Here is a 24189-nt window from a genome sequence, read left to right on the forward strand (position 1 = left end):
GTTAGACTGCCTCGAGAGCTGTCGCGGTTGCCGACGTATGGCCGCGGTTGAACGAGAGGACCTTGACTCGGAGTACGTCGGTCGGTTCACAACGTTCGGGAACGTTCTCGATGAAGACGACGAACCCTTCTACCTTGCCGACCGCCCGCCGCTCGCCGGAGTGGTGGTCGGTAAACTCGCGGATCGCGACCTCCACGACATCACCGATGTCGACTGGTGGCTCGCGTTTCTGGGCCTCCCTGTGGCGTTCTCGAGACTGTCGCTCGTCCGCGGAGCCGCCGCGGACCCGTTTGAGTAGCCACGATCCGATCAGAACGGCGACGAACAGGCCGATACCGAGCACGGCTAGATTGAGCATACTGGAACCGGCTGGCGCATCGGGCTTCCGTGTTCCGATTCCGATAGCGCGTCAGTGTCCCGGTCGATCACTGGGACCGCCGCGGGTCGGAAACGCGTTTCGTTGACAGCGCGACGGTAGTGACACTGCCGCTCTCCCCAGGGTTCATTCCAACCCAAAATCATATATAAGTGCTATTTCTTCAGCGTGGGAATTCACAATATCCTTTTATGTATCCGTCGGTTTGCATACGTCGTGACTTCCTCATTCAGCGGATCATCCGGTGACGGCATTCACGACCCACTACACGTTGCCGTCGTTCACGCGGTTGCAGCACACCGGAATGTAGACCCGCTCGAGCTACCGCCCCTCTACGAGTGGATCGATCCCGATTCGCTGGACACGGTCTTCGAGTCGACGCGACGCAACGGGCCCCGACGTGGTCGTCTCGAGTTTCCCTACGACGGCCACGTGGTCGTCGTGGACTATGCCGACAGCGTCACGATTTCGGTCGACGGCTCGCCGGCCGTCGAGTCGATCACGGCCGGACCCGACCGTGGCCCGCTGACCGGTGTGCATAACTCGAGCGACGATCACCCCCGCGTCTGACGGACGACGATTATACTTCGAACGTTCTCGCGGCGGAACCCACCCGATTCGGACCCGCTCGACTTGAAGCCGTGATTCGGACTGAGCGCACCGTTCGGTTGCATCGACTGTACAACACGAATGCGATGCTATCACGGGTTACCGACCGTCGTCGCTCTGGAGGTCGACCAGATCGACCGAGTCCGGAACGCGCTCGAGGACGCCCGCGGGCCACCCTCGATGCGCGATCGTGACCGCAGTGTCCGGATTCGCGTCGACGAGCCGAGCGACGCCGTCGGCTGCAGCCTCGAGCGCCGCCCGATCGGTCCGCTCGGGGACTTCCGCGGTGAGCGGATAGCTCCTCGAGAGCGTCCGGGGGAACGGCCCGAACGGTGGCTCGACGCGCCAGGAATCGTCGAACTCGTCGCTCCGCGGGGAATCCCCCTCCGTGAGCAGCAGGGAATCGGGGACGGACAGCCGCTCGAGGCGCTCGTGGTGGCGGACGACTTCCGGGCGGCGCGCGCTCTCGTGGGAGGTGTAGAAAAACGAGCCCTTCGAGACGGGATCCGAGCGCTCGAGCTGGGCGGCGTGATCGAGCAGCGTGCGGTAGCCGTCGAGCATCGTCGGGTGGGCGCGAGCGCGTTGCTCGACGAGTTCCAGCAGGTTGCCAGCGCGGATCGCTTCCTTGATTCGGCGGATCTCGGCGAAGGTGACGTGAAGGTTGTGCGCGGCCAGTTCCGACTCGCGTTCGTCGTCGGGCAGCGCGCGGAGCTCATCGGGCGAATACGCGGTACAGATGGCACAGGAACAGGGGAGATACTCGAGGTCCGCGAGCTGGCGGGTGCCCCGTACCGTCAGATAGCGGTCGTCGCGGGCGTAGAGCGCGTAGGCCGCCGAGTCGAACAGGTCACAGCCCATCGCGACGGCGAGCGCGAACATCATTGGGTGGCCGGCACCGAAGAGGTGGACCGGTGCGTCGGCCCCCAGCCCGCGTTTGGCGGCGGCGACGACGTCGATCATGTCGTCGTACCGGTAGTCGTTCATCAGTGGGACGACCGCGCCGACCGGGAAGACGTCGAGTTCGGTCCCGTCGGCGTGGCGACCGGCCCGTTCGCGGAGGTCCGGATAGGTCGAGCCCTGGACGGGCGCGCTGACGAGCATCTCGCCCGTGTCGGCTGCCTCGGCGATCTCGAGTCGTTCCTGTGTCGTCTCGAGGTCGGCTTCGGCCCGTTCGTGGGAGACGTCCGGCGGTGTCGGGATGTCGACCGGCGTGGCGATATCGGAGCCGATCTCGTGCTGGAAGGCGAGGATTTCCTCGGTCGTGACGTCGATCTCGCCGTACTCCGAGAGCTGGAAGGAGCCGGAGTCGGTCATGATCGCGCCCGGGAAGTCCAGGAGTTCGTGCAGGCCCTCCTCGAGGGCGCGTTCGTGAAGCGTATCGTCGCCGTGGATGATGTAGGAGTTCGTGATCAGAATCTCCGCGCCGAACTCCGTGGCGAGCCGGCGAGGACTGATCGTATCCAGATTCGGATTGATCACCGGCAACAGCGCCGGGGTTTCGACGGTGACGTCGGCACGGGGGACGGTGAGTTCCCCGATGCGGCCGCCGGCGTCGGTGTCCCGGACTTCGAAGCACTCGCGCATTGTCCGGCAGTATCGCGAGCGCGCCGGTAAACGTTCCGTTCCGTGCGCTCGGTACTGTAACCCTGGCAGCTGCAAGCACATCACTTGTCACGTTGGATGAACGGCTCGAATCAGTCCAGTGATCGTTTTCCGTCGGTATCTGTAACCATCATCGAACTCGATAAATGAACCCGAGATTAGGGACTGTTGCACGATTCCAACACTGCTTTTCTCCGAGATAATCCTGTAACAGTCGCTCTGTTTTAGCCTCGATCCGCGGGTAGAGAAGAGCGCATGGTTACACGACCGCAGCAAATCGGTGTCGTGTTCGTGGCGCTGCTGGTCGCACTCGCGGGGGGTCCTGCCCTCGCCGGTGCGACAGCGGCCGCGGGCGACGACGCCGGAGACATGGGCGAATCGGAATCGAGCGCGACGCTCGAGAACGTACAGGTCGAGACACTGGAACTCGAGAACGTCACGGTCGAGAACGCGACGATCGAGGAGCTGAACGTCGAACAGTTCGACGCCGACGTGCAGACGCTGCAGGACGAACTCGACGGTAACGAGTCCGCGACGGCTAACGCGACCGACGAGAACGAAACTGACACCGCGAGCAACGAAAGCGAGAACGTGACCCTCTCAGACATCCAGTTCGAATCGCTCGAACTCGAGGGGGTCTCACTCGAGGACCTCGAGCGTGACGGTGGCGACAACGCGTCTGCAGACGCCGGGATGAACGAGTCCGCTGACGCCGAGAACGACACGGAAACCGACATCGAAATCGAAGACGAGGACAACGAGACGGACGTCGCCGTTGAAGACGACAATGCCACTGAGAACGACACTGCGGCGGAGAACGAAAGCTCCGATCAGCAGTCCCTGATCGACGAGAACGCGAGCGAGGTCACGGTTCAGAACCTGACCATCGAGACGATGGATGTCCAGGAACTCACCATCGAGGAGCTGACCGCCGGTGAGGACGCTGGAATGAACGAGACGGCCGCTAACGAGACGAACGAGAGCGACGACCTCGAGATTACTGACGGGGACAACGAGTCGGCAAACGCGAGTGACGGCGTCGAAATCTCCGACGAGGATAATGAATCGAACGAGAGCGACGATCTCGAGATCACGGCGGAAGACAACGAGACGGCAGATAACGCGACGACCGAGACGGCAAACGAGTCACAGCAGATCGACGAACTCACGATCGAACAGTTTGACGCCGACGAGGTCACGATCGAGTCGATGACCGTCCAGTCGGTCGAGGAGGGTGACCAGAGTGCCGGTATGGACGCCGACGAAAACGCGACGGCGAACGAGAGCGACGACCTCGAGATTACTGACGAGGACAACGAATCAGAAAACGAGAGCGAGGATCTCGAGATTACGACGGACGACAACGAGACGGAGACGAACGAGACGGACACCGAAAGCACCGACAGCACCGGTGAAACCATCTCCACCCTCTCCGCGTCATCGATCACGATCGAGAACGCGACCAGCGACACCCTCACGCTCGGCGACGCGAGCGAACTCGAGGACGTCGAGAGCGCCGAGACGACGATGGGAACGGACGCTGAGACGAACGAGACGAACGTAACGAACGACACGAACGAATCCGACAACGGAACTGAGATCGAGATCGAGGACGACGCCGAGAACGAGTCCGAGGCCTAACCTGCGTTCGACGGAAGAACGCGTCCGCCATTTTTTCGGAGGCTGCGTCTCGAGGCAGCGTGCCGCGGGACGTGGGAACGACGCTAGACGAAGGCGCTTTAGGCGCTGGCCCGCTTGCACCTTCTAATGAGCAAACCCACGCCCGAGGTATACGAGCAGGGCAAGGGCATGGACGCCCACAATCAGGCGATGCGGGAGATCCGTTCTCGCAAGGAGGCCAGCTACGACCCCCACGAGCCGACCCGCGTCTGGCTCGACGAGGACAACACCCCCGACGGCGTCAAGACGAGTCTGACGATCATTCTCAACACCGGCGGCTGCCGATGGGCCCGCGCCGGCGGCTGTACGATGTGTGGCTACGTCGCCGAGAGCGTCGACGGCGGCTCCGTGAGCCACGACGCCCTGATGGACCAGATCGACGTCTGTCTCGCACACGAAGCCGACAATAGCGACGAGCAGGCCGACCTCATCAAGATCTACACCTCCGGATCCTTCCTCGACGAACGCGAGGTCGGCGCGGGGAGCCGCCGAGCGATCGCCGACACCTTCGCCGACCGCGAGCGCATCGTCCTCGAGTCCCTGCCCGACTTCGTCGACCGCGAGAAGATCGGCGACTTCACGCAACACGGCATTCACACGGATATCGCGATCGGCCTCGAGACGGCCACCGACCGTGTTCGCCACGACTGCGTGAACAAGTACTTCGACTTCACGGACTTCGAGGACGCCTGTGCGGAAGCCGCCGTTGCAGACGAGGCGGCGAGCGACGCTGCAGCGGGTATCAAGGCCTACCTGCTGATGAAACCGCCCTTCCTCACCGAGTCCGAAGCGGTGGCGGACATGATCTCCTCGATCGAGCGCTGTGCCGACGTCGACGGCTGTCACACCGTCTCGATGAACCCGTGTAACGTCCAGCGCTACACGATGGTCGACGACCTCTACTTCAACAACGGCTACCGGCCGCCGTGGCTCTGGTCGGTCGCCCACGTGCTCGAGGAGACGGCGGCCGTCGACGCCATCGTCGTCTCGGATCCGGTCGGTCACGGCTCCGATCGGGGCCCACACAACTGCCAGGAGTGCGACGACCGCGTCCAGAAGGCGATCAAGGACTTCGATCTGCGGCAGGATCCGTCGGTCTTCGAGCAGGTCTCCTGCGAGTGCGAACTGACCTGGGAGACCGTCATCGAGCGCGAGCGGAGTTTCAATCAGCCGCTGACCCGGTAGGATACCCTCGAATCCGATAGCCGCCGGCCTGATGGCTGCAGACTGTAGAAGCCGGGTGCACTTATTTCACTCTCGTCCCGGTACCGTTGCGCATGGCACTCCCGCCGTTTTCGGATTACTGGAACGAGATCGAGCCGACGCTGTTGATTCTCATCGGGTTCCTCCTGTTCGTCTTTCCCGAGCCCGCGACCTCCGCGCTGGGCGCGGGACTCATATTGCTCGGTGCCAGCTGGTGGTTCTACGAGTGGGGACGCTGAGCCCTAATCGCCGGTCGCCGTCTCGTCCACCGCCGCCCGGACGGTCTCCGTGTCGGCGCGGGGCACCTCGAGTCTGACCACGGTTCCTCGGGGATCGTTGTCCGAAAAGGAGAGCGTTCCGCCCGCCTGCCTGACGATCCAGTTGACCAGCCAGAGCCCGAGGCCGCTCCCGTGACGGAGCTGCGTGATCTTCCGGTCGCCCTCGAGCAGCTCTCGCTCCTCGCTCGGCATGCCGGGGCCGTCGTCCGCGATCGACACCGTCACGAGCTCGTCGTCCGGCCGATCCCGGAGCGTCACGTCGATCGTCGGATTCGCCCGATCGCTATGCTCGACGGCGTTTTCGAGGATCTGGAAGACGGCCGTCTGGAGGTACTCGTCGGCTCGGGCGAACGTTTGTTCCGGGAGCGAACAGGTGATGTCGACCTCGTCGTGCGTGCGCTCGAGACGGGCGGCCGCTCGGTCGACGGCTGCGGAGAGGTCGATCGGGCCGGCCGGAATCTCCTCGCGGTCGAGCACTCGTTCGACGGCGCGGGTCTTCTCCGCGAGGCCGGTGAGCTCGTTCGCACGATTTCGGATGGTCTCGACGTACTCGTGGTTCCCGTCGTCGATGGTGTCGGTGAGCATCTCGGCACAGCCGTTGATGATGTTCATCCCGTTGCGCAGGTCGTGGCGGAGAACGCGATTGAGGATCTCGAGGCGTTTCTGTCGCTGCTTCTGGGCGGTAATATCGGTGTAGTGTCCGAAGGCGCGGTCCGACGAACCGTCCATCTGCATCGGGACGACACGAAGCCTGAAGTCGCGCAGCCCGTTCGCAGTCTGCCGTTTGACCTCGGCTTCGCCAATTTCTCCTCGACTGCCGCGGCGGTTGAGCGTCTCGGCGTTGGCCATCCGCTCAGCCGGAACGATATACTGATCGAGCGAGTTCCCGACGAGGTCCTCCTCGTCGTAGCCGAAGATCCGTTCGAACGCCGGATTGATTGCCTCGACGATCGGGCCGTCCTCGAGGTGTGCCACGTTGACGACGGCGTCGGGGACGTTCTCGAACAGCGCCGCGAACCGGTCGCGCTCCGTTCGAAGCCGCTCCTCGAACGCGATCCGATCGAGCGCATCGGTGACGTGGGAGAGTAATAGTTCCGCCAGTTCCTCGTCGGCCGACGTAAACGCGGCCGGTTCCGTCGAGCCGGCCAGAAAGACGCCGCGATCGCCGATCGGTACGCACAGGGCCGACTGACAGTCGTCGCCGTCGGACCGAATCGAGTTGGGATAACCGTCGAGCTCGTCGACCCGGACGGACTGTCGCGTCCGATAGCACCGCCCTGCGAGGTCGTCGTCGATCGGTATCGTCGCGTCGAGGTCGACCTCGAGGGTGGACGAAATCGCCGCCGGAACGAGGGATTCCTCCCGGGCCAGCGCGACACAGCAGACGTCGAAGTTGAGTACGTCCTCGGCGGCTTCGACCGTCAGTTCGTCGAGCTCCGCGCGGCTCTCACAGTCATCGAGCCGGGACGCGATGTCGTGGAGACTCTCGATTTTCGCTTTCCGGTCGACCAGTTTCCGCTCCATTCGTTTGCGGTCGCTGATGTCGCGGGCGATGCCGACCGTGCCCTCGACGTCGCCGTCGGATCGCAACAGTGCCATGTTGACCTCGCACGGGAGCCGCTCGTCGTCGGGCCCCGTCAGCGTGACCTCGTCGGTCACGACGCGTTGCTCGTCGTCGGACAGGAGCGCCCGCGTGTGTCGGCGGCAGCGTTCGACGCTCTCGTCCGTGAGAATAGCCGAAACGTGCGTTCCGATGAGCTCGTCGCGGCTGTAGCCGGTCGCCATCGCCATCGTCTCGTTGACCGTGACGAATCGACTCTCGAGATCGAGCTGGTAGACGCAGTCACCGACCGTCTCGACGACCGCCTTCGTCCGCTCGAGTTCGCGCTCGCGAGCCGCCCGGTCGAGCGCCGCTTCGGCGGTCGTGGCGAGGACGTGGATGAGGTGTCGCTCGGCGTCGTCGAGTTCGTCCTCGCCAGACGACGCCACCGCCAACATGCCGTGGTCCCCGAGCGGCTGGAGGACCGAGTTTCTGACCTCGGTCTCGATCTCGTAGGGAATGCGATCCGCCGAGGCGTTCTCGAGAACGGTCGGCTCTCCGCTGACGTAGGTCTCCCAGATTCTGGAATTCGACGGTCCGATCGACGTGATGTCACCGGTATGTTCCTCGAGCGCCGGCGACGCCCCGGCGAGTTTGAGCGTCTCCGTCTCCTCGTCGTAGAACCGGATCGCGGCGAGCGGCCGATCGAGTACGGCTTCGGTCGCCGCGATGACGATGTCGGCGATCGCGTCCGTCGATTCAGCCCGGATCAGGTCGTGCGTGGTCTCCTGGAGCGCCTCGAGCGCGTTCGCGCGCTTTCGCTCTGCGGTGATATCTTGTCCGAACGAGAGGACGCCGACGATCTCTCCGTCCTCGACGAGCGGCGTGTTGACCCACTCGCAGGTTATCGGCGTGCCGTCCCTGTCGACGTTTCGATTCACCTGTCGGGACGGCTGTCCGTCGGCGTCACCGCTGGTGAGGACGTCCCAGTACTCGAGGATCTCTCGGCGTTCGTCGTCGCGAACGAGCAGGTCGATGGCCGATTCGCCCCTCGCCTCGTCGGCGGTGTAGCCAAAGAGCTCGGTCGCTGCCGGGTTCCAGTTGCGGACTTCGAACGCGAGGTTCCATTCGATGATCGCGAGGGGCGACTGCTCGACGAGCAACTCGAGGCGGCTCGAGGGGTTTTCCGCCGGCTCCGGTGAACCGGTGTCGGTCGCATCGGCGGCCGTTCGTGTGGTCGACGACTGGTTGTCACGTACCGCGTCCAGCCGCGTGACGAGCGTCTCGACGCCCTGATCACGCGGGACGTAGCCGTCGGCCCCCGCGGCGACGACCGCGCCCGCGAGCGTCTCGCTGCCGTCGTCGGGAAAGACGACGATCGGGGCGTCGGACGTCTCCCGGATCGCTCGACAGCACTCGACGGGATCGGCATCGCGGACGGATCCGGCGATCACGACGCAGTCGACGCGCTCGAGGTGCGCGAGACAGTCGTCGATCGATCGGACCACGTCGACCGAGACGCCCCGCTCCTCGAGGGCGTGCTCGATAGCGATTCCCGTGTCAGTACCGACGAGAGCGACGCGGGTATTCAGTCGGTTATCCGTACCCATCCCCTGTATTCCAGTCGACTCATACGAACGCCGTCACTATTACTGTTCGACTCGACTCAGTATCTGAGTCGTCGACCCCGATCTGCATCGAAGGGGTCGAAAACGACCTTCTAAGCGGGCCTAAACCGGGTTACGCAGATTCGAACCCGCGGAGGATCCCCTGCCCGTCGGTCGGGCCGATGTCGGGAAGCGTCGCGCGTTCTGGATGGGGCATCAACACCGCGACCGACTCGCGCTCGCCGAGGACGCCGGCGACGTTGTGTTTGGAGCCGTTCGGGTTCACGTCGGGGCCCGTTTCGCCGGTTTCGTCGCAGTACCGGAAGAGGACCCGCCCCTCGTCCTCGAGGGTGGCCAGCCGATCGTCGTCGATCTCATAGCGACCCTCGCCGTGAGCGATGGGGACTTCGATGACCTCGCCCTCGTCGTAGGCGGCGGTCCAGGGCGTGTCGTCGCGCTCGACGCGCAAGAAGACGTGTTCGCACTGGAAGCGGGCGCTCTCGTTGGTCGTGAACGCGCCCTCGGTGAGTCCCGACTCACAGCCGATCTGTGCGCCGTTACAGACGCCGAGGACGGGGACGCCGTCGGCTGCGGCCTCGCGGACCTCGGCCATGATCGGGGAGCGGGCCGCCATCGCCCCCGCGCGGAGGTAATCGCCGTAGGAAAACCCGCCGGGAAGCACGATACCCGTCGTCTCCGCGGGGAGGCCGTCCTCGTGCCAGACGATTTCGGCGTCGATCGCGAGGTGAGCGAGCGCGCGCTCGGCGTCGCGGTCGCAGTTCGAACCGCCGAATCTGATGATCGAAACCGTCATCTACCGTTCCGAGACCTCCACGTCGTAATCATGGATGGTCGGGTTCGCCAGTAGCCGTTCGGCCATCTCGTCCGCTCGCTCGCGCGCGCCGCCCGCGGAGTCGGCCTCGAGGTCGACTTCGAACCGGTCGGCCGCTCGCAACTCCTCGAGTTCGAAGCCCAGCCGCTCGAGGGCTTGCTTCGTGGTCTCGGCCTCGGGATCGAGCACGCCCCGTTTGAGTCGAACCGTCACCGTCGCGGTGTAGGCGGTCATTATCTGATACCCCGTAACCGTGCTCAAAAACGCTTTCGTCTTGGCTCCGTAATGCACGTTCGTGGATACTGATGAGCCTCTGGCGGTGGGAGTCTCGCGTCGCCGGGTTCGAGCCGGCAGTCGCCCAACGGCCGATTACGCCGCTCGCGCGACGACGATGTCGCCCGTCGCGTGGACGGTGATCGTGTACGTGTCCAGCTGGAACGATACCTGGCCAGTATTCCGGCTCGCAGTCCCGTTCGTCGGCTGGAAGAGCGTCTCGAGGCTTTCCGGATCGATCCGGTCGTAGAGTCGATTGACCTCGGTCGGGTCGATGTCCGAGAGTTCCGCGACCGTCGAGATAATCGTGTGCGTCAGGGACTCCGTTCCCGCCCAGTTGTGTGAGACGAACGCCGTCTCCCGTTCGCGATCGATTCGTGATCGGCCGTGATCGTGTGGTGTTGCCGTCATTGTGTTCACCCTTCGGTTGGCGACTGTCACTCGGAGTGACTGAAACACCGTACCACAGTGGATAGCATAAAACCCTGTCAGACATCTTACAACGCATTGTACGACAAAAGAAAGAAATTCGAGCGACAGGTGGGAGGCCGATTGCAGGCGTCCGTCATACGGCTGACGTGGTCGACGGAGTGACCGGGGTCGTGTCTACTGGGAGGGGATGGCCATCGGGCAAACCGGTGTGCTGATCGGATGCGCCGACCGCCGTTCGACAGCCGCGTCCGTGCTCGAGCGACCGGAATTCCCGTCAGTGCGTCGCCGACGACCGCTGTATCGTGGCGCCGACACGATCGGCAGCCGTTCTGCCACGCCCGCGGCGTATGGAGATTCCCTCACGAACGATTCTCACACACCTCCACGGAAAGCAGGACTTTTAGCCGCTCGTAGACTGAGTTCCGTCGTGATGAAGCGACATTCGCTCGAGCGGAGGTGGCAGCGGTGACGACCGACGTAACTGAGATTACGGTGATCGGAGACGACGACACCGGACTCATTGCCCGGGTGACCAGCCTTCTGTTCGAGCGCGGGCTCAACATCGAAGACCTCGATCAGGCAGTTCGCGACGACGTTTTTCGGATGTATCTCGCCGTCGACACGACCGATATGGTCTGTACGGAGGAGACGCTCCGGAACGACCTCCACGACCTCGGCGACGACCTCGGACTCGACGTGCAGGTCCGATTCCCCGCCGACCGCGAGAACCAGCAGATCGCCGTCCTCGTCACGAAGGAGAGCCACTGCCTCGAGGCGCTGTTCGAGGCGTGGGCCAACGACGAACTCGGTGCCGACATCGGCGTCGTCATCGGCAACCACGACGACCTCCAGCCGCTGGCCGAGCACTACGACGTGCCGTTCCACGATATCGGCGACGAGGGCGGCCAGCAAAACGAGGACCAACTCCTCGAACTCCTCGCGGAGTACGACGTCGACCTGATCGTCCTCGCACGGTATATGCGCATCCTCAGCCCGAACGTCGTCTTCCGCTACGAGGATCGAATCATCAACGTCCACCCGTCACTGCTGCCGGCGTTCCCCGGCGCGGAAGCCTACCGGCAGGCCGTCGAGGAGGGCGTTCGGGTCGCGGGCGTCACCGGTCACTACGTGACGACCGACCTCGATCAGGGGCCGATCATCACCCAGCGCGCGTTCGACGTCCCCGACGACGCCGACCTCGACGAGATGAAACGCCGCGGCCAGCCCCTCGAGGCTGACGCCCTGCTCGAGGCCGTCCAGCTCCACCTGAACGGTGACGTGTCGGTCCACCGCGGTCGAACGTCGGTCCGGGAGAACGGGACCGACTACCAGCTCGGTCTCCCCGACGAAATCGAGGAGTTCACGCCCGATCGGCCGGTCGACGGGATCGGCAGCGCCGTTGCCAAGGATCAATAACTGCCCGAATCGAGGGCTGTTCTCTCAGCGATCGGTCTCCGCCACAGCCAGTGGCTGAATCGATTTCGTTCGCCGTCGAATCGTTAGTTACCGGTCTGCGCGTTCGCTTCTACCGGCTGAGCGACGGCATCCGGTGCGTCCGATCGTTCGACGGCGCTCGGAAGCGTAAAGAAGAACGTCGACCCCGCTCTGGACTCCGAGTCGACCCCGAGTTCCCCGTCGTGGCGCTCGACGATCCGTTTACACAGCGCCAGCCCGATTCCCGAACCGGCTTGCTCTTCGGTCGAGTGACAGCGCTGGAAAATCTCGAAAATTCGGTCGGTATCGTCGGCATCGATGCCGACGCCCTCGTCGCGAACCGAAATCATCCACTCGGACCCCTCGCGCGCTGCCGACACGTGTATCCGCGGCGGTTCGTCGCCGCTGTACTCGATCGCGTTGCTCAGCAGGTTTTGGAAGAGTTGCTGTAACTGGCGTTCATCGCCGTCGACGGTCGGCAGCTCCTCTCGTGTGATTTCGGTGTCGGTCTCGTCGATCTTGAACTGCAGGTCCGTGAGCACGTCGTCGAGAACGACGTCCATATCGACGGCCTCGAACGGGTCTCCCTGCGTCTCGACCCGGGAGTACTCGAGCAGACCGTCGATCATCCCTTTCATCCGGTCGGCACCGTCGACGGCGAACTCGATGAACTCCTCGCCGTCCTCGTCGAGTTCGTCACCGTATCGATTCTCGAGCAACTGGAGGTAGCTCGTCACCATGCGGAGCGGTTCCTGTAAGTCGTGGGAAGCGGCGTACGCGAACTGTTCTAACTGTTCGTTCGACGCTTCCAGCTCGGTGACCGACTCCTCGAGGCGCTCTTCGGCTCGTTTCAACTCGTCGTTTTTCTCCTCGAGCAGTTCGGCCTGAATGAGGTTCTGGGCTTCGTAGACCCCGATTCCCAGTCCCGCGAGAGTGCCGATCGCGAGCATCACGGCCTGAGTCCCGAACGTGAAATCGACGGTAACGCCCGGGTGGAGCATGCGCAGGCCGAACACGACTGCCATAACGGCGATACCACCGGCGACTCGCGTCACGATACGAGGGTAAAACCTGGGTGGAATATCACTGCCCGGTAACCAGGCCCAGCTGTACAACATTACGGCTCCGAGCGAGCCGATCAGGAGCAAATCGAGTATCGCTTCCAGAAGGATGCCGTTACTGCCTAACGTGTGGATCGCCCTTCCAATCGCACCGAGCAGAATCAGGAAACCCAGCGCGGGAATGACGCGATGCCAACGGCTCAGCTTCTGCAGGTATGATTCCCAAACCGCGTCGAACTCGCTGGACTTCCCAACCACTATCTCTCATACGAACGGCGAAGCTGTTCAGGATCACTTTTTACTATACAACTCCTTTAAATAGTCTACCGCGATGGATCCGCTAACCCGGGAAGCGTCCCCCCGAGAATTTGGTCGATCCCGCGTCGGAGGCGAGACGCGACGGCCTGCTGCGTAATGCCGAGTTCGGCCCCGAGTTCTTCCATCGTCACCTCGCGCGGCGAGTTGAAGTAGCCACGATCGTAGGCGAGTATCAGTGCCTCCTGCTGTGGATCCGTCAACGCCGCCTCGGTGTCCGTCTCGATGGGAGTGAGCGCGTGAAGCTTCGTCAGCGTGATCGGAATCTCCAGCTCTCGACAGCGGTTTTGAAAGGTCGCGATATCGCTTCGATCGTCCCCGCGAACGTCGAACGTCCACTGCTGGTTCGTCCCGACGGCTTTGATGAGCGGAATCCTCGTCTCCGTCAGCGTGCTCAGCACGCCGTCGTACTCGAGCGTCCACTCGACGCGTAACAGATACTCGTCCTCAACGGAATCGACGAGTTCGATGCGCTTGACGCCCGGATGATCGGGAAACGCGCTCTCGATGTCGTCGATTGCAGTTCCTCGAACCCAGAAGTAGGGCACGACCACGTCCCGTGCCGGAATAATTCGCTCGAGTTCGATCGTCACGTCCGGCAGCCGCTCGAACACGCTCCCGAGCGGGAATTCGTCGGACGGGACCGTAAACGTCGCCTCAGTGGCCATTGTGCAGTCGTTGCGTTCCAGCGATAAAGTCCTGTCTGAGACACATCACTCGAGGTAGTCGGTGAACCAGTCCGCAGCATGGCCGGCGACCGTCTCGAGTTCTCCCTCCCCCTCGAAGAGGTGGCCCGCACCTTCGACAATCCGGAGATCTCGTTCGACGGCGAGCCCCTCGTAGAGCTCTCGGTTCACCTTGCGGACCGATTCGTCCTCGCCGCCGACGACGAGCAGGGTCGGTGCGGTGACCTCGTTGACGACGTCGGCCGCCAAGTCGACTCGGCCGCCCCGCGAGACCACCGCATCGATCGTCGTCTCCGGGCGGGCCGCACCGCGAAGGGCCGCTGCGGCTCCGGTACTGGCACCGAAGTAGCCGATCGAGTGCGTACTCGTTGCCGGCTGCTCGCGGACCCACTCGGTCGTCGCGACGAGCCGATCGGTCAGTAGCGGGATGTCGAACCGGTTCTCCCGATGCCGGTCTTCGGTTTCGGTGAGCAAGTCGAACAGGAGCGTCCCGAGCCCTCGCTCGCGCAGCGTCGCTGCGACGGCGTTGTTTCGCGGGCTGTGCCGGCTACTCCCGCTACCGTGAGCGAAGACGACCAGTCCGGTCGACTCCGACGGCACCACCAGTTCGCCCTCGAGGGTGGCGTCGTCGGTCGGGATGTCGGTGACGGTGTGGATTCCGTCGGGCGTCATAGCCGGCGCTCCGCCTCGCGCGCGGTTGACTGTTGGGGTCGCTAGTGCGAGTGACATGTTTCCGTTCATCCGTCGCGTCGCCGCTGCTCGAGGGGACGGAGACGTGACGGGATCCGGAGCTGTCGTCTCCGGTCAGGCGTCGGTCGACGATTCCCAGCCCTCGCGGCAGTCGTCGCTACAGAAGTGTTTGTAGACGGTCGATCCGTCTTCGACCGTCGTGATCACGCGCTGTTCGGCGGACGATCCAACGGGATCGCCGCAGTGTCGGCAGTCGGGTGTGTCCTCGTCCGTCGAGTCAGTCATCGGTTGACAGGTGGGACGAGACCCACTTTAACGAATCCGTTCCGGCCGTATCGGCCACTGCCAGTCGAATCCCGCGGCTCAGACACCGTAGGCGGAGCACAGCGCTATTTCGGGTTCGCTTTCGGTGTCGCTACGCGTTCTCTCGATCGATCGTCACGCCCTCGAACAGCGGATCGAGGTCGTCGTCGAGCTGGGATTTCAGATCCTGTAGCTCGCCGTCGGTCAGCGCGACCGCGAGGGCGTCGGTGACCGCGTCGGCGTACTGTTCGGCGTCGTCGGCTTCGACATCGGTGCCGCGGAGCTGTTCGCCCACTCGCTCGACGAAGTCTTCCCGGTCGTAGCCGGCCCCGTCGTGGTCGGCGTCCTCGACGAGTCCGGCCAGTTCGTCGGGGAGCTGTGCGGCGACGTTCTCTGCCTCGCCGCCGGTCAGCGTCTCGCCGAGCGTCTCGAGGACGGCCTCGGTCGCGGCCTGCGCGCGATCCATCGTGTCGAGGTGGCCCGCTTCCTGTACCAGTCCGTAGAATTCCTCGTCTTGCATATGCGGTACTTCACTCGTGACCGGTATCGGGGTTGGGCACTCAGATGCAAGCCTCGGTTCGGCTACCTCACGACTGGTGACGACGGCTCGAGCCGTCGGGTCCTCACAACTATCGTAGCCACGGAAACGAGTGACTCATCGGTCGCACAGTCCGCGGTTCTCGCGTCTCGCCGCACATTCAAGAGACATATTTATCCGTCACTGTTACTATGTGCAATATATGAGAGAACGGATAACGGCAGTGTTGCTTCGCGCTCGCTACGCAGCGATGGGCGCGGCAATCGGTGCAGGAATCGGTGGACTGTTCAGCCGAAACGCCGCGAGTACCGGCGGTGCGATCGGCGGCCTCGTCGGTGCGACCGTCGCGGAAACGCGCGGAACCCTCGAGGGGACCCTTGAGGAGGTCAAGGAGCGCGATCCGAGATCGAAATCGGTCGACACAGAGTAGCGCTTTTTCGCGTCGGCCAGCGACTTCTCACATCGGAGTCGAATCCGGCCCACGGCTTTCGCTGCCGTGAATCGTACCAGCCGTCCCGACATTGAACCTTGCATCTCGTAGCGACTCGTTCGTCAGGGGCGTCATATTAATAGGGGTCGACTGTCAGATACAGACCGTGGCTCAGCCGGACGACACTCCCTCCGTCGATGACGAACGGACCATCCGGCCGTCTCTCGGTGGGCGAGAGATTCTCCTCATCCTCGGCGGACTCTACATCGCGTTCGCCGTCGCTCACCCGTTCATCGTCGAGACGGACATCGGGATCGACCTGGTGATGCTGATCCTGGTCGGCGGCCCGGGTGCTATCCTTCTGTACGGCGGGTATCGACTGCCGCGAACCGATATTCGACCCGACGTATTTGCCGTCGTCGCGAAGTGGTGTGTCGGCGGTATCGGGGTCATGCTCGCCCTGCTCGGCCTCATGGAGCTGGCCGCCGGGCTTCGGGACCCGCTCCAGAACCTGCTGATCCTCACCGCCATCGGGAGCGTCGCCGGGTTCGCCGCCGGGATCCACGACGCCCGCGCCAAATCGCGAGCGCTCGAGTTAGAGGAAACGATCGAACAGCTCCAGACGGCGAACGAACGCCTGGAGCAGTTCGCATACGCCGCCTCCCACGACCTGCAGGAACCGCTCCGGATGGTCTCGAGCTACCTCACGCTGGTCGATCGCCGGTACCGAGATGAGCTCGACGAGGACGGTCGGGAGTTCATCGAGTTCGCGGTCGAGGGAGCCGATCGAATGCGAGCGATGGTCGAGAGCCTCCTCGAATACTCCCGCGTCTCCACGCACGGCGCGCCACTCGAGCCGACGAACGTCGAGATCGTTCTCGAGGGCGTTCTCGATGATCTCCGGCTCCGGATCGACGAAACGGACGCGACGATCACCGCCGACGACATGCCGATCGTCAGGGGCGACGGGGACCAGCTCGCACACGTGTTCCGAAACCTGCTCTCGAACGCCCTCGAGTACAGCGGGGACGAGTCGCCGCAGATCCACGTCGGGGTCGAACGGACGGACGACGGCTGGCAGTTCTCCATCGACGACGAAGGTATCGGGATCGACCCCGCGTACCACGACCGAATCTTCAACGTGTTCGAGACGCTCTCCATCGGGAACAAACCGCCAGAATCCAATACAGGAGGGATCGGACTCGCGCTGTGCGAACGGATCGTCGAGCGCCACGACGGGGAGATCTGGGTCGAATCCGACACTGGCGATGGAGCTACCTTCCGTTTCACGGTTCCGACGATCGATGCACGGCAGCCGGCGACCGATGACCTTCCTCGAGAGAGTGACTCTGAGGCCGACGTCAGCTCGAGCGTCCGATAACGGGAAGCGATGTTTCACTCCGGACCGGTCAACCGGCGTGCGGTGGCGCGCGCTGTCGGCTGGCCGAACGAGAGTGAGGTCAGCTGACGATATTGCGCGAGGGATGAGTGAGCGAAGCGAACGAATCGGTTGGGGAGGACGTGGCGATTCCCTGTTGCCACGAGAGCAGGACACTTCTCCCATCCCACCTCCGCCAGAATCGGCTATTTAATTCACACGTGAACGGACCGGCTATAGTCGCAACTGACACGATTTGATTCCGATCCGCTGACTGCCGGTGCCCGACCTCCCTACTCCGACTGTTCACTCACGAACGACCGGACTACTCTGCCTCGTTCTCGAGCGCCGCCCGCCGAAGCTGCTCACCCTCCTCAGTGCTGACGGTCAGCTCCGGGACCGTCGTCGGCGAACTGTCCTCGTCGATTGCCACGTAGACGAAGTAGGATTCGGTCGTCTGTTCGCGCTCACGCGTCCGCAGGTCCTCGCGCTCGGCGATCAGTCGAACCTTCACGCTCGAGGTGCCCGCCTCGTAGACGTAGGCGGTAATGAAGGCCGTGTCGCCGACGGCGATGGGCCGCTCGAAGTTCATCTGATCGACGCGGGCGGTGACACAGGTCTCCCCCGAGAACCGCATTGCAGACATCGCGCCGACCTCATCCATCCATTTCATGACGTGGCCACCGTGGGCCGTCTCGAGCATGTTGGCGTGGTTTGGCTGTACCATTTCGCGGTTCTCGATCACCGTCTCGAGGAGATCCGTCATTGACCAACGTTTTTCGACGCCGGCAATCAGTCTTGCTCTGACCGGCGGGATGTCAGCCGGAGACGGGCAACTCTCCGATTTTCGCCCGTCCGATCAGCGCTATCGCTCCGGCATTTCACACGGGTTCGCAGTTCGATACTGGTAAAAGTCGCCGTCGAGTTGAGCCGGTAATGAGCGATGCAGGCGAGGCCGACGTGCCGGAGCCGCCAGCCCCCCCAGACCGCGAGCGCGGCTCCGTCGAGGTCCTCGGGACGGCACACGTCTCGCAAGCGAGCGTCGACGAGGTTCGCGAAACGATCGACCGAAAGGACCCCGATATCGTCGCCGTCGAACTCGATGACGGCCGGTACCGTCAGATGAAGGGCGGAACGCCCGACGACATCGAAGCGGAGGACCTCCTCTCTGGCAACACCGTCTTCCAGTTTCTGGCCTACTGGATGCTCTCGTACGTCCAGTCTCGCCTGGGCGACCAGTTCGATATCGAGCCCGGTGCCGACATGCGAGCGGCCATCGAGGCCGCCGAAGCGAACGGCAACGGCGTCGCACTGGTCGACCGCGACATCCAGGTGACGATCCAGCGCTTCTGGAGCCGGCTCACGTTCACCGAGAAACTCAAGATGGTCGGCGGCCTCGCGCTCGGAGTGACCGATCCCCGAACGATCGGGTTCACCTTCGGTGCCGTCGCCGGGATGGTCGCCGGCCTGATCTTCGGTGCGTTTCTCGCGCCCGTGCTGGGTCTGAGCGATCTCCTGTTGCTCGGTGGTCTGGGCTCCTCCCCGCTCCAGTACGCCGGCGGCGCTGCAATCGGCGCGTTCGCCGGTCTCTTCGTCGGCCTCATCTTTCTCCCCTCGCTCGAGTCCGTCGAGCGATATACGGGCGGCTATCTCTCCGGCTTTTCGGTACGGATATTCGCCGGGGTCGTCCTCGGCGTCGTCGGCTGTCTCGCACTGGTGGCAACCGAGACCTTCGTCGGGCCGTTCTCCGCGGCGAGCGTCGAGAACGCCGGCGTTTACGCGGTCCGCGGGACGGTTGGCACGCTGGCCGGACTCGGTATCGGCGTGACACTCGGTGCAGTCCTCGGCCTCTCGCTGGACGCGGTCGGCGGCGACGTCGAGGAAATCGAGGAGATCGATATCGAGGAGATGACCGACGGCAACGTCGTCGACGCCATGATGGAGGAGTTTCGCCAGTTCAGCCCGGGCGGCGCGAACGCCCTGATCGACGAACGGGACGCCTACATCGCGTCGAACCTCCACGAACTCCGCGAACAGGGGTACGACGTCCTCGCCGTCGTCGGTGCCGGTCATCGGGCCGGCATCGAACGTCACCTGCGGAACCCATCGGCGATTCCGTCGATCGAGTCGCTGTCCGGGACCGCCTCGAGCCGCCGGTTTTCGCCGCTGAAGATCGTCGGCTACCTGATCATGGTCGCCTTCTTCGCCTTCTTCTTCCTGTTGCTCATGGCGGGAGTTAGGAACATGTTCCTGCTGAAGGTGTTTGTCGCCTGGTTCCTGTTCAACGGAATCTTCGCGTTCACGCTGGCGCGACTGGCCGGCGCGCGCTGGACCAGCGCGGGCGTCGGCGGCGCGGTCGCGTGGCTGACGAGCATCAACCCGCTGCTCGCACCGGGCTGGTTCGCCGGCTACGTCGAACTCAGGAATCGGCCGGTCAACGTCCGGGACATCCAGACGCTCAACGAGATTATCGACGACACCGAGCGGTCGATCGACGACGCCATGTCGGCGATGTTCGACGTGCCGCTGTTCCGCCTGATCATGATCGTCGCGCTCACGAACATCGGGAGCATGATCGCGACCGGGCTGTTCCCGTTCGTCGTGTTGCCGTGGCTGGCACCCGAGATCGGCGGCGTCGACGCGCTGATGGGGCTCCTGCTCGAGGGCGTCGAAAACAGTCTCGAGTTGCTTCGGGGGCTGCTGTAATGAGCTATCGAACCGAGCGGGACACCGACCCCAAACTGACGTTCAGCGGCACGGAACTGCGCGATCTCGCCGTCGCCTGGCTCACGCTCAGCGCCGCGTTCGCGCTCCTGTTCGAGCCGATTCATCGGGGCGGAAACATTGCGCTGTTCGTGGAGATGGTCGTGTTGAGCCTCGTCACCGTCGGGATGGGGTTCTTGCTCCACGAGCTCGCGCACAAAGTCGTCGCGATCGAACACGGCCAGATCGCCGAGTTTCGAGCTGACTATCAGATGCTCTTTCTGGCAATTATGGGCGCGCTCGTCGGTTTCCTCTTCGCGGCACCGGGGGCTGTCTACCACCGAGGCAGCGTCACACAACGGGAGAACGGGTTGATCGCGCTTGCGGGACCGGTCACGAATCACCTGCTCGCGCTCCTCTTCCTTCCGTTGATGATCCTTCCCGGAATGCTGGGCGTGATCGGCCAGATGGGTGTCTGGATCAACCTCATCTTGGCCGCGTTCAACATGATTCCATTCGGGCCGCTGGACGGGAAGTCCGTCCTCCAGTGGCACAAGGGCGTTTTCGCACTGGTGTTCGTGCCGAGCGTGGTGCTGGCCGGATTCGTCATCTTCTACGTCGGCCTGTTCTGACAACCTCGTCGAATCCGTGCTCGACGACATCTCGAGCGCTCTCCTCGATACTATCGATAGCTCCGCCGGACCGGTGACCTTTTGCTCGCCCCGAGAGGTCCTTCGAGTATGACCGACACGGACGAGGAGGGGACCGATGCGGAGCGACTCACGTACGCCGAGACCGGCGTCGACATCGACGCCAGCGAGGACGCGACCGCCGCCTTGCTCGAGGCCTTCGGCAGCGACCTGCGGACCGAGTACGCCGGCCTGCTCGACATCGGCGATCGCTATCTGGCGCTGGCGACCGACGGCGTGGGGACGAAGCTACTCGTCGCCGAAGCGATCGAGGACTTCTCGACGATCGGCATCGACTGCATCGCGATGAACGTCAACGACCTCGTCGCGGCGGGCGTCGAACCGGTCGCGTTCGTCGACTACCTCGCGATCGACGAGCCCGACGAGGAACTCACGAACCAGATCGGCGAAGGTCTCGCGGTGGGCCTCGAGCAGGCCGACCTCACCATGCTCGGCGGAGAGACGGCGGTGATGCCCGAGGTCGTGAAGGGGTTCGATCTGGCGGGGACGTGCGCCGGACTCGCCGGAAAAGACGAGATTTTCGAGGGCGAGACACAGGTCGGCGACGTCCTCGTGGGCTTCCCCTCGAACGGCATCCACTCGAACGGGTTGACCCTCGCTCGCGAGGCGGTGACTCGCGACCACGAGTACACGGACGAGTTCCCGCTCAATCCGGAGCGGACGATCGGCGAGGAACTGCTGCGCCCGACTCGTATTTATACGGGCCTGCTCGAGCCGATGCGCGAGCATGATGTCCGTGCGGCGGCCCACGTCACGGGCGGCGGCTGGACGAACCTGCTGCGGATGGGCGAGCGTGAGTACGTCATCGAGAACCCGCTGCCGGCTCAGCCGGTCTTCGAGTTCGTCCAGGAGGAGGGCAACGTGACCGACGAGGAGATGCACCGGACGTTCAACATGGGGACCGGGTTCGTCGTCGCGCTGCCCGAGGACAGGGCCAACGGGCTGGTCGCGGCGACCGACGGGCGGCTCATCGGCCGCGTCGAAGACGGCGATTCGGTCGATATTCGCGGGCTCTCGCTGTCCTGAGCGGGAGAGAGATCCGACAGTTTTCAGCCACTCTCCTGATTTAGAGACGACTGTGTTCCATCCGTTCGGCCAGTTTCGACCAGCCTGCGCGCTGCTAGTGTGATGAACTGAAGTAACGAAGCTACTATGAATTCGAGCAGCATACGAGGCCGTATCGGGGCTGTTCGGCTCAGAGACAGCCGCAGTGGTGCCTATGAAAGACATACGCTGTCCGAACTGTAAGGGAGACAACGGAACGGAAATCGATGGCGAACTACTCGGTCCGGAGGTTAATCGAACATTCGAGTGCGAGCGCTGCGGCCATATGTGGGAGACCGTCGTCTGAGACAATCCTCGTCGTCGATCGTTTCTCGAACCAGCCACCGCGAAGAGTCACGCGTTCGCTATCGCTCCCCTCACCGATCGGATTCGCCCGCTTCAGTCATCTCCGACTGGTCGGCGCTGCCGGTCGCGGCTCGAATCGCGTCGTACTCCTCGTCGCTGTACGCGATGAACCGCACGTCCTCGAGCGTCTCCGGTTCGTAGTTCTCGATTTCCTCGCCGATGATCTCGGCACCCTCCATGAGGTCGAAGCCGGCGACGCCACAGCCCAGCGCCGGAATCACGAGCGATTGACAGCCGAGTTCGTCGGCTTTTGCGAGGCTGTTGCGTGTCGCATCGCGGATGCTCTCACTGGTCGCTTCGCCGTCGCCGTAATGGGGCATCGCCGCCGCGTGAATGACGTACTCGGCGTCGAGATCGTAGGCGTCGGTGACCGCGACTGCACCGAGATCGACGGGTCCCTTCGCCATCGCGTCCTCGTTAATCTCCTCGCCCGCGCCGCGGCGGAGCGCACCGGCGACGCCGGATCCCATCCGGAGGCTCGTGCCGGCCGCATTCACGAGCGCGTCGGCGGACTGTGCGGCGATATCACCCCGAATGATATCGTACTCCATACGCGAGGGTTCCAGATTGAACCCAATGAAACTACTCGTGGTGTTACTCGACCCGTGCTCGAGTGGCTCAGTCCGTTCGAACCCAGTCGTCCCGTACCGGCCGGGTCGCGACGTCGGCGTTCGCGATTCCGTAAAATTTCTCGCGGCCGACCGGCGTCCGGAGTCGCAGAATACAGGTGTAGTCGGTCACCTCGAACGCGGTCACCGTTCGAGTGGACCGCCGGTGGTCGAATCGGAACAGCCGGTCTGCGCCCGTTTCGACGGTGACCCGATTCCCGAGCGACCAGCTCAACGACTCGACGTGCTCGACGTCGACGTCGAACAGGTGAGCGATCAGGTCCCGTCCTCGCCGACCCATTGCGCCCTGTGACCGGTTCTCGTGTGAACTCATATGACGACTGTTTCGTTCCGTCCCGAAAAATGATGCTATCTTCGCGTGGCCCGCTCTCCCACAGACGGGGCAATGACTATCCGACGGATCTGTAGCCAAACCGTGCTGCAGGCCGCGATACGACTGACAGCGTGCGACCCTCGGTCGAATTCCGTCGCGAACATGCATCGGACCCAACAGCTATCCCTATTCCAGAATCTTAGGCCAACCAAAACCTTTTTAGATTTAGGCCCACCTAACTCAGCGTAATGGACGTACCCGCCCAACGGGAGGACCGCGAACTCGACGAGGAACTCGAGGAGCCGCCGGCGGTCGTGTGCAGTCACGAAACCCGCCCCGGAAAGATCGTCTTTACCGAACGGAACAACAACGACGGCTGGATCGCGACGGATCTGACCGTCGAACTCCGGCGCTGAACTCGTCGTCACTCGCGGCCCACGGACTCACAGTCGGTATCGACTGCGAACCGCGCCATCGCTCGTAATCGGCGAAAAAATTCACACTCGGTCGATCGTCGGCGCTGGATCTCGTCTTCGAATGACCGCCAGCGTCGCGTTCAGTGGGTCGCTTCCTCGAGCACCAGCGTGTCGTCCTCGAGGTAATGCTCGAAGTGGTGGCCGTCTTCCTCGAGCGTGACGAGGATCTCCCGGAGGATCTCGGCGGTCGCGGGATCGCCGAGATTCTCGGCGAGTTCGATGCTGCCGCGCATCGACTCGATGATGTCACCGTACATCTCGAGGTCGTTTTCGAACATCGTGCGGACGTCGTAGACATCCTCGCCCTCGAACTCGACGGTGGCGCGCTCCTCCTGGTTCGACGGACCCGAGACGGGGACGCCGCCTAGCGCCTGCGCGCGCTCGGCGATGACGTCGGCACCGCCTTCGACGTGTTCGTAGGCCTCCTCAAGGAACTCGTGGAGCGGCAGGAACTCCGCGCCCTCGACGACCCAGTGGTGCTTCTTCAGCTGGTGGTAGAGGACGTACGAGTTGGCCAGCTCCGTGTTGAGCGCGTCGACGATCTGCTCGGCCTTTTCCTGCTCGAGGCGAAGTTTGTTCTCTTCGACACTGTCAGCCGACTGGCGGACGGTCTTTTGAGTGCTCATCCTACTTCGTAGTTGGCGCGCTTTCCACTTAAAACCTTCCCATGCGTAAACATTT

Annotated in this window: 26 protein-coding genes; 11 read left to right on the forward strand and 15 right to left on the reverse strand. The window is 63.5% G+C overall.

Translation table 11 applies throughout. From position 1 onward, the window contains the following. Nucleotide 1: 1 nt before the first annotated feature. Entirely contained in the window at nt 2-358 is a 357-nt protein-coding gene (locus HYG81_RS32730; protein WP_180840367.1) for a TRAM domain-containing protein, read from the reverse strand. 234 nt (nt 359-592) lie between these two features. Between HYG81_RS32730 and HYG81_RS32735 the strand changes: the two genes are divergently transcribed. Next, the gene (locus tag HYG81_RS32735) at nt 593-946 is read left to right on the forward strand and encodes a HalOD1 output domain-containing protein (RefSeq protein ID WP_180840368.1); all 354 of its coding nucleotides are present in this window, start codon (nt 593-595) and stop codon (nt 944-946) included. A 138-nt stretch (nt 947-1084) separates the two neighbouring features. Here the strand turns inward: HYG81_RS32735 and tgtA are convergent, their stop codons facing one another. Next, a complete protein-coding gene (gene tgtA / locus HYG81_RS32740) occupies nt 1085-2569 on the reverse strand; it encodes a tRNA guanosine(15) transglycosylase TgtA (protein WP_180840369.1) in 1485 nt (494 codons plus the stop codon). A 273-nt stretch (nt 2570-2842) separates the two neighbouring features. On the opposite strand from tgtA, the gene HYG81_RS32745 reads away from it, so the two are divergent. The 3 genes from HYG81_RS32745 to HYG81_RS32755 all read left to right on the forward strand — a co-directional run bounded on the left by HYG81_RS32745 (nt 2843) and on the right by HYG81_RS32755 (nt 5709). After that, nucleotides 2843-4228 carry a midas domain-containing protein gene (locus HYG81_RS32745; protein WP_180840370.1) on the forward strand — a complete coding sequence of 462 codons (1386 nt, stop codon included), beginning with the start codon at nt 2843-2845 and terminating at the stop codon, nt 4226-4228. 126 nt (nt 4229-4354) lie between these two features. Continuing rightward, nucleotides 4355-5452 carry an archaeosine biosynthesis radical SAM protein RaSEA gene (locus HYG81_RS32750; RefSeq protein WP_180840371.1) on the forward strand — a complete coding sequence of 366 codons (1098 nt, stop codon included), beginning with the start codon at nt 4355-4357 and terminating at the stop codon, nt 5450-5452. Between the two features lie 92 nt (nt 5453-5544). Next, nucleotides 5545-5709, forward strand: a complete 165-nt coding sequence (locus HYG81_RS32755; protein ID WP_180840372.1) for a hypothetical protein — start codon at nt 5545-5547, stop codon at nt 5707-5709. A 3-nt stretch (nt 5710-5712) separates the two neighbouring features. Here HYG81_RS32755 and HYG81_RS32760 read toward each other — a convergent pair whose 3' ends face one another. The 4 genes from HYG81_RS32760 to HYG81_RS32775 form a co-directional block, all read right to left on the reverse strand. Continuing rightward, entirely contained in the window at nt 5713-8898 is a 3186-nt protein-coding gene (locus tag HYG81_RS32760; protein ID WP_180840373.1) for a PAS domain S-box protein, read from the reverse strand. A gap of 130 nt (nt 8899-9028) precedes the next feature. Further along, nucleotides 9029-9709, reverse strand: a complete 681-nt coding sequence (purQ, locus tag HYG81_RS32765; RefSeq protein ID WP_180840374.1) for a phosphoribosylformylglycinamidine synthase I — start codon at nt 9707-9709, stop codon at nt 9029-9031. After that, complete coding sequence (gene purS, locus HYG81_RS32770) at nt 9710-9961, reverse strand: phosphoribosylformylglycinamidine synthase subunit PurS (RefSeq protein WP_180840375.1); 252 nt, start codon at nt 9959-9961, stop codon at nt 9710-9712. 135 nt (nt 9962-10096) lie between these two features. Next, nucleotides 10097-10411: a HalOD1 output domain-containing protein gene (locus tag HYG81_RS32775; RefSeq protein ID WP_180840376.1), complete on the reverse strand. Its 315-nt coding sequence runs from the start codon at nt 10409-10411 to the stop codon at nt 10097-10099. Between the two features lie 477 nt (nt 10412-10888). Between HYG81_RS32775 and HYG81_RS32780 the strand changes: the two genes are divergently transcribed. Continuing rightward, on the forward strand, nt 10889-11848 hold the full coding sequence (locus HYG81_RS32780) for a formyltetrahydrofolate deformylase (RefSeq protein ID WP_180840377.1): 960 nt from the start codon (nt 10889-10891) through the stop codon (nt 11846-11848). Between the two features lie 83 nt (nt 11849-11931). Here the strand turns inward: HYG81_RS32780 and HYG81_RS32785 are convergent, their stop codons facing one another. From HYG81_RS32785 to HYG81_RS32805, 5 genes are all read right to left on the reverse strand, one after another. Then, complete coding sequence (locus HYG81_RS32785; protein WP_340674426.1) at nt 11932-12891, reverse strand: sensor histidine kinase; 960 nt, start codon at nt 12889-12891, stop codon at nt 11932-11934. A 359-nt stretch (nt 12892-13250) separates the two neighbouring features. Further along, on the reverse strand, nt 13251-13910 hold the full coding sequence (locus tag HYG81_RS32790) for a helix-turn-helix domain-containing protein (RefSeq protein ID WP_180840378.1): 660 nt from the start codon (nt 13908-13910) through the stop codon (nt 13251-13253). Nucleotides 13911-13955: 45 nt separating this feature from the next. Next, a complete protein-coding gene (locus HYG81_RS32795) occupies nt 13956-14600 on the reverse strand; it encodes a dienelactone hydrolase family protein (RefSeq protein WP_180840379.1) in 645 nt (214 codons plus the stop codon). Between the two features lie 132 nt (nt 14601-14732). Continuing rightward, a complete protein-coding gene (locus HYG81_RS32800) occupies nt 14733-14903 on the reverse strand; it encodes a DUF7576 family protein (protein WP_180840380.1) in 171 nt (56 codons plus the stop codon). A gap of 130 nt (nt 14904-15033) precedes the next feature. Beyond that, nucleotides 15034-15441: a DUF2267 domain-containing protein gene (locus HYG81_RS32805; RefSeq protein ID WP_180840381.1), complete on the reverse strand. Its 408-nt coding sequence runs from the start codon at nt 15439-15441 to the stop codon at nt 15034-15036. Between the two features lie 220 nt (nt 15442-15661). On the opposite strand from HYG81_RS32805, the gene HYG81_RS32810 reads away from it, so the two are divergent. Both HYG81_RS32810 and HYG81_RS32815 read left to right on the forward strand, forming a co-directional pair. Then, entirely contained in the window at nt 15662-15889 is a 228-nt protein-coding gene (locus HYG81_RS32810) for a hypothetical protein (RefSeq protein ID WP_180840382.1), read from the forward strand. A gap of 166 nt (nt 15890-16055) precedes the next feature. Then, entirely contained in the window at nt 16056-17270 is a 1215-nt protein-coding gene (locus tag HYG81_RS32815) for a sensor histidine kinase (protein ID WP_180840383.1), read from the forward strand. 322 nt (nt 17271-17592) lie between these two features. Here HYG81_RS32815 and HYG81_RS32820 read toward each other — a convergent pair whose 3' ends face one another. Continuing rightward, nucleotides 17593-18033, reverse strand: coding sequence for an acyl-CoA thioesterase (locus tag HYG81_RS32820; protein ID WP_180840384.1), 441 nt, complete (start codon nt 18031-18033; stop codon nt 17593-17595). 170 nt (nt 18034-18203) lie between these two features. Here HYG81_RS32820 and HYG81_RS32825 point away from each other — a divergent pair, with 170 nt between their 5' ends. The 3 genes from HYG81_RS32825 (at nt 18204) to purM (ending at nt 21706) form a co-directional block, all read left to right on the forward strand. Further along, nucleotides 18204-19973, forward strand: coding sequence for a TraB/GumN family protein (locus HYG81_RS32825; protein WP_180840385.1), 1770 nt, complete (start codon nt 18204-18206; stop codon nt 19971-19973). Then, nucleotides 19973-20602, forward strand: a complete 630-nt coding sequence (locus HYG81_RS32830) for a zinc metalloprotease (protein WP_180840386.1) — start codon at nt 19973-19975, stop codon at nt 20600-20602. Before HYG81_RS32825 ends, HYG81_RS32830 begins: the two co-directional genes overlap by 1 nt. A 108-nt stretch (nt 20603-20710) precedes the next feature. Beyond that, nucleotides 20711-21706 carry a phosphoribosylformylglycinamidine cyclo-ligase gene (gene purM / locus HYG81_RS32835; protein WP_180840387.1) on the forward strand — a complete coding sequence of 332 codons (996 nt, stop codon included), beginning with the start codon at nt 20711-20713 and terminating at the stop codon, nt 21704-21706. 395 nt (nt 21707-22101) lie between these two features. Here the strand turns inward: purM and HYG81_RS32840 are convergent, their stop codons facing one another. Continuing rightward, nucleotides 22102-22641, reverse strand: a complete 540-nt coding sequence (locus HYG81_RS32840) for a macro domain-containing protein (RefSeq protein ID WP_180840388.1) — start codon at nt 22639-22641, stop codon at nt 22102-22104. A 67-nt stretch (nt 22642-22708) separates the two neighbouring features. Further along, nucleotides 22709-23032, reverse strand: coding sequence for a hypothetical protein (locus tag HYG81_RS32845; RefSeq protein WP_180840389.1), 324 nt, complete (start codon nt 23030-23032; stop codon nt 22709-22711). Between the two features lie 248 nt (nt 23033-23280). On the opposite strand from HYG81_RS32845, the gene HYG81_RS32850 reads away from it, so the two are divergent. Continuing rightward, nucleotides 23281-23448 carry a hypothetical protein gene (locus HYG81_RS32850; protein WP_180840390.1) on the forward strand — a complete coding sequence of 56 codons (168 nt, stop codon included), beginning with the start codon at nt 23281-23283 and terminating at the stop codon, nt 23446-23448. A gap of 140 nt (nt 23449-23588) precedes the next feature. Here HYG81_RS32850 and dpsA read toward each other — a convergent pair whose 3' ends face one another. Beyond that, complete coding sequence (dpsA, locus tag HYG81_RS32855) at nt 23589-24134, reverse strand: DNA starvation/stationary phase protection protein DpsA (protein ID WP_180840391.1); 546 nt, start codon at nt 24132-24134, stop codon at nt 23589-23591. Between the last annotated feature and the right edge of the window lie 55 nt (nt 24135-24189).

Source organism: Natrinema zhouii, from assembly GCF_013456555.2.
Lineage (GTDB): Archaea > Halobacteriota > Halobacteria > Halobacteriales > Natrialbaceae > Natrinema > Natrinema zhouii.

Coding starts and splice junctions, on each gene's coding strand:
- HYG81_RS32730 (WP_180840367.1), bottom strand. CDS start 358: ATGCTCAATCTAGCCGTGCTCGGTATCGGCCTGTTCGTCGCCGTTCTG.
- tgtA (WP_180840369.1), bottom strand. CDS start 2,569: ATGCGCGAGTGCTTCGAAGTCCGGGACACCGACGCCGGCGGCCGCATC.
- HYG81_RS32745 (WP_180840370.1), top strand. CDS start 2,843: ATGGTTACACGACCGCAGCAAATCGGTGTCGTGTTCGTGGCGCTGCTG.
- HYG81_RS32750 (WP_180840371.1), top strand. CDS start 4,355: ATGAGCAAACCCACGCCCGAGGTATACGAGCAGGGCAAGGGCATGGAC.
- HYG81_RS32755 (WP_180840372.1), top strand. CDS start 5,545: ATGGCACTCCCGCCGTTTTCGGATTACTGGAACGAGATCGAGCCGACG.
- HYG81_RS32760 (WP_180840373.1), bottom strand. CDS start 8,898: ATGGGTACGGATAACCGACTGAATACCCGCGTCGCTCTCGTCGGTACT.
- purQ (WP_180840374.1), bottom strand. CDS start 9,709: ATGACGGTTTCGATCATCAGATTCGGCGGTTCGAACTGCGACCGCGAC.
- purS (WP_180840375.1), bottom strand. CDS start 9,961: ATGACCGCCTACACCGCGACGGTGACGGTTCGACTCAAACGGGGCGTG.
- HYG81_RS32775 (WP_180840376.1), bottom strand. CDS start 10,411: ATGACGGCAACACCACACGATCACGGCCGATCACGAATCGATCGCGAA.
- HYG81_RS32785 (WP_340674426.1), bottom strand. CDS start 12,891: ATGGCAGTCGTGTTCGGCCTGCGCATGCTCCACCCGGGCGTTACCGTC.
- HYG81_RS32790 (WP_180840378.1), bottom strand. CDS start 13,910: ATGGCCACTGAGGCGACGTTTACGGTCCCGTCCGACGAATTCCCGCTC.
- HYG81_RS32795 (WP_180840379.1), bottom strand. CDS start 14,600: ATGACGCCCGACGGAATCCACACCGTCACCGACATCCCGACCGACGAC.
- HYG81_RS32800 (WP_180840380.1), bottom strand. CDS start 14,903: ATGACTGACTCGACGGACGAGGACACACCCGACTGCCGACACTGCGGC.
- HYG81_RS32805 (WP_180840381.1), bottom strand. CDS start 15,441: ATGCAAGACGAGGAATTCTACGGACTGGTACAGGAAGCGGGCCACCTC.
- HYG81_RS32810 (WP_180840382.1), top strand. CDS start 15,662: ATGAGAGAACGGATAACGGCAGTGTTGCTTCGCGCTCGCTACGCAGCG.
- HYG81_RS32820 (WP_180840384.1), bottom strand. CDS start 18,033: ATGACGGATCTCCTCGAGACGGTGATCGAGAACCGCGAAATGGTACAG.
- HYG81_RS32825 (WP_180840385.1), top strand. CDS start 18,204: ATGAGCGATGCAGGCGAGGCCGACGTGCCGGAGCCGCCAGCCCCCCCA.
- HYG81_RS32830 (WP_180840386.1), top strand. CDS start 19,973: ATGAGCTATCGAACCGAGCGGGACACCGACCCCAAACTGACGTTCAGC.
- purM (WP_180840387.1), top strand. CDS start 20,711: ATGACCGACACGGACGAGGAGGGGACCGATGCGGAGCGACTCACGTAC.
- HYG81_RS32840 (WP_180840388.1), bottom strand. CDS start 22,641: ATGGAGTACGATATCATTCGGGGTGATATCGCCGCACAGTCCGCCGAC.
- HYG81_RS32845 (WP_180840389.1), bottom strand. CDS start 23,032: ATGAGTTCACACGAGAACCGGTCACAGGGCGCAATGGGTCGGCGAGGA.
- HYG81_RS32850 (WP_180840390.1), top strand. CDS start 23,281: ATGGACGTACCCGCCCAACGGGAGGACCGCGAACTCGACGAGGAACTC.
- dpsA (WP_180840391.1), bottom strand. CDS start 24,134: ATGAGCACTCAAAAGACCGTCCGCCAGTCGGCTGACAGTGTCGAAGAG.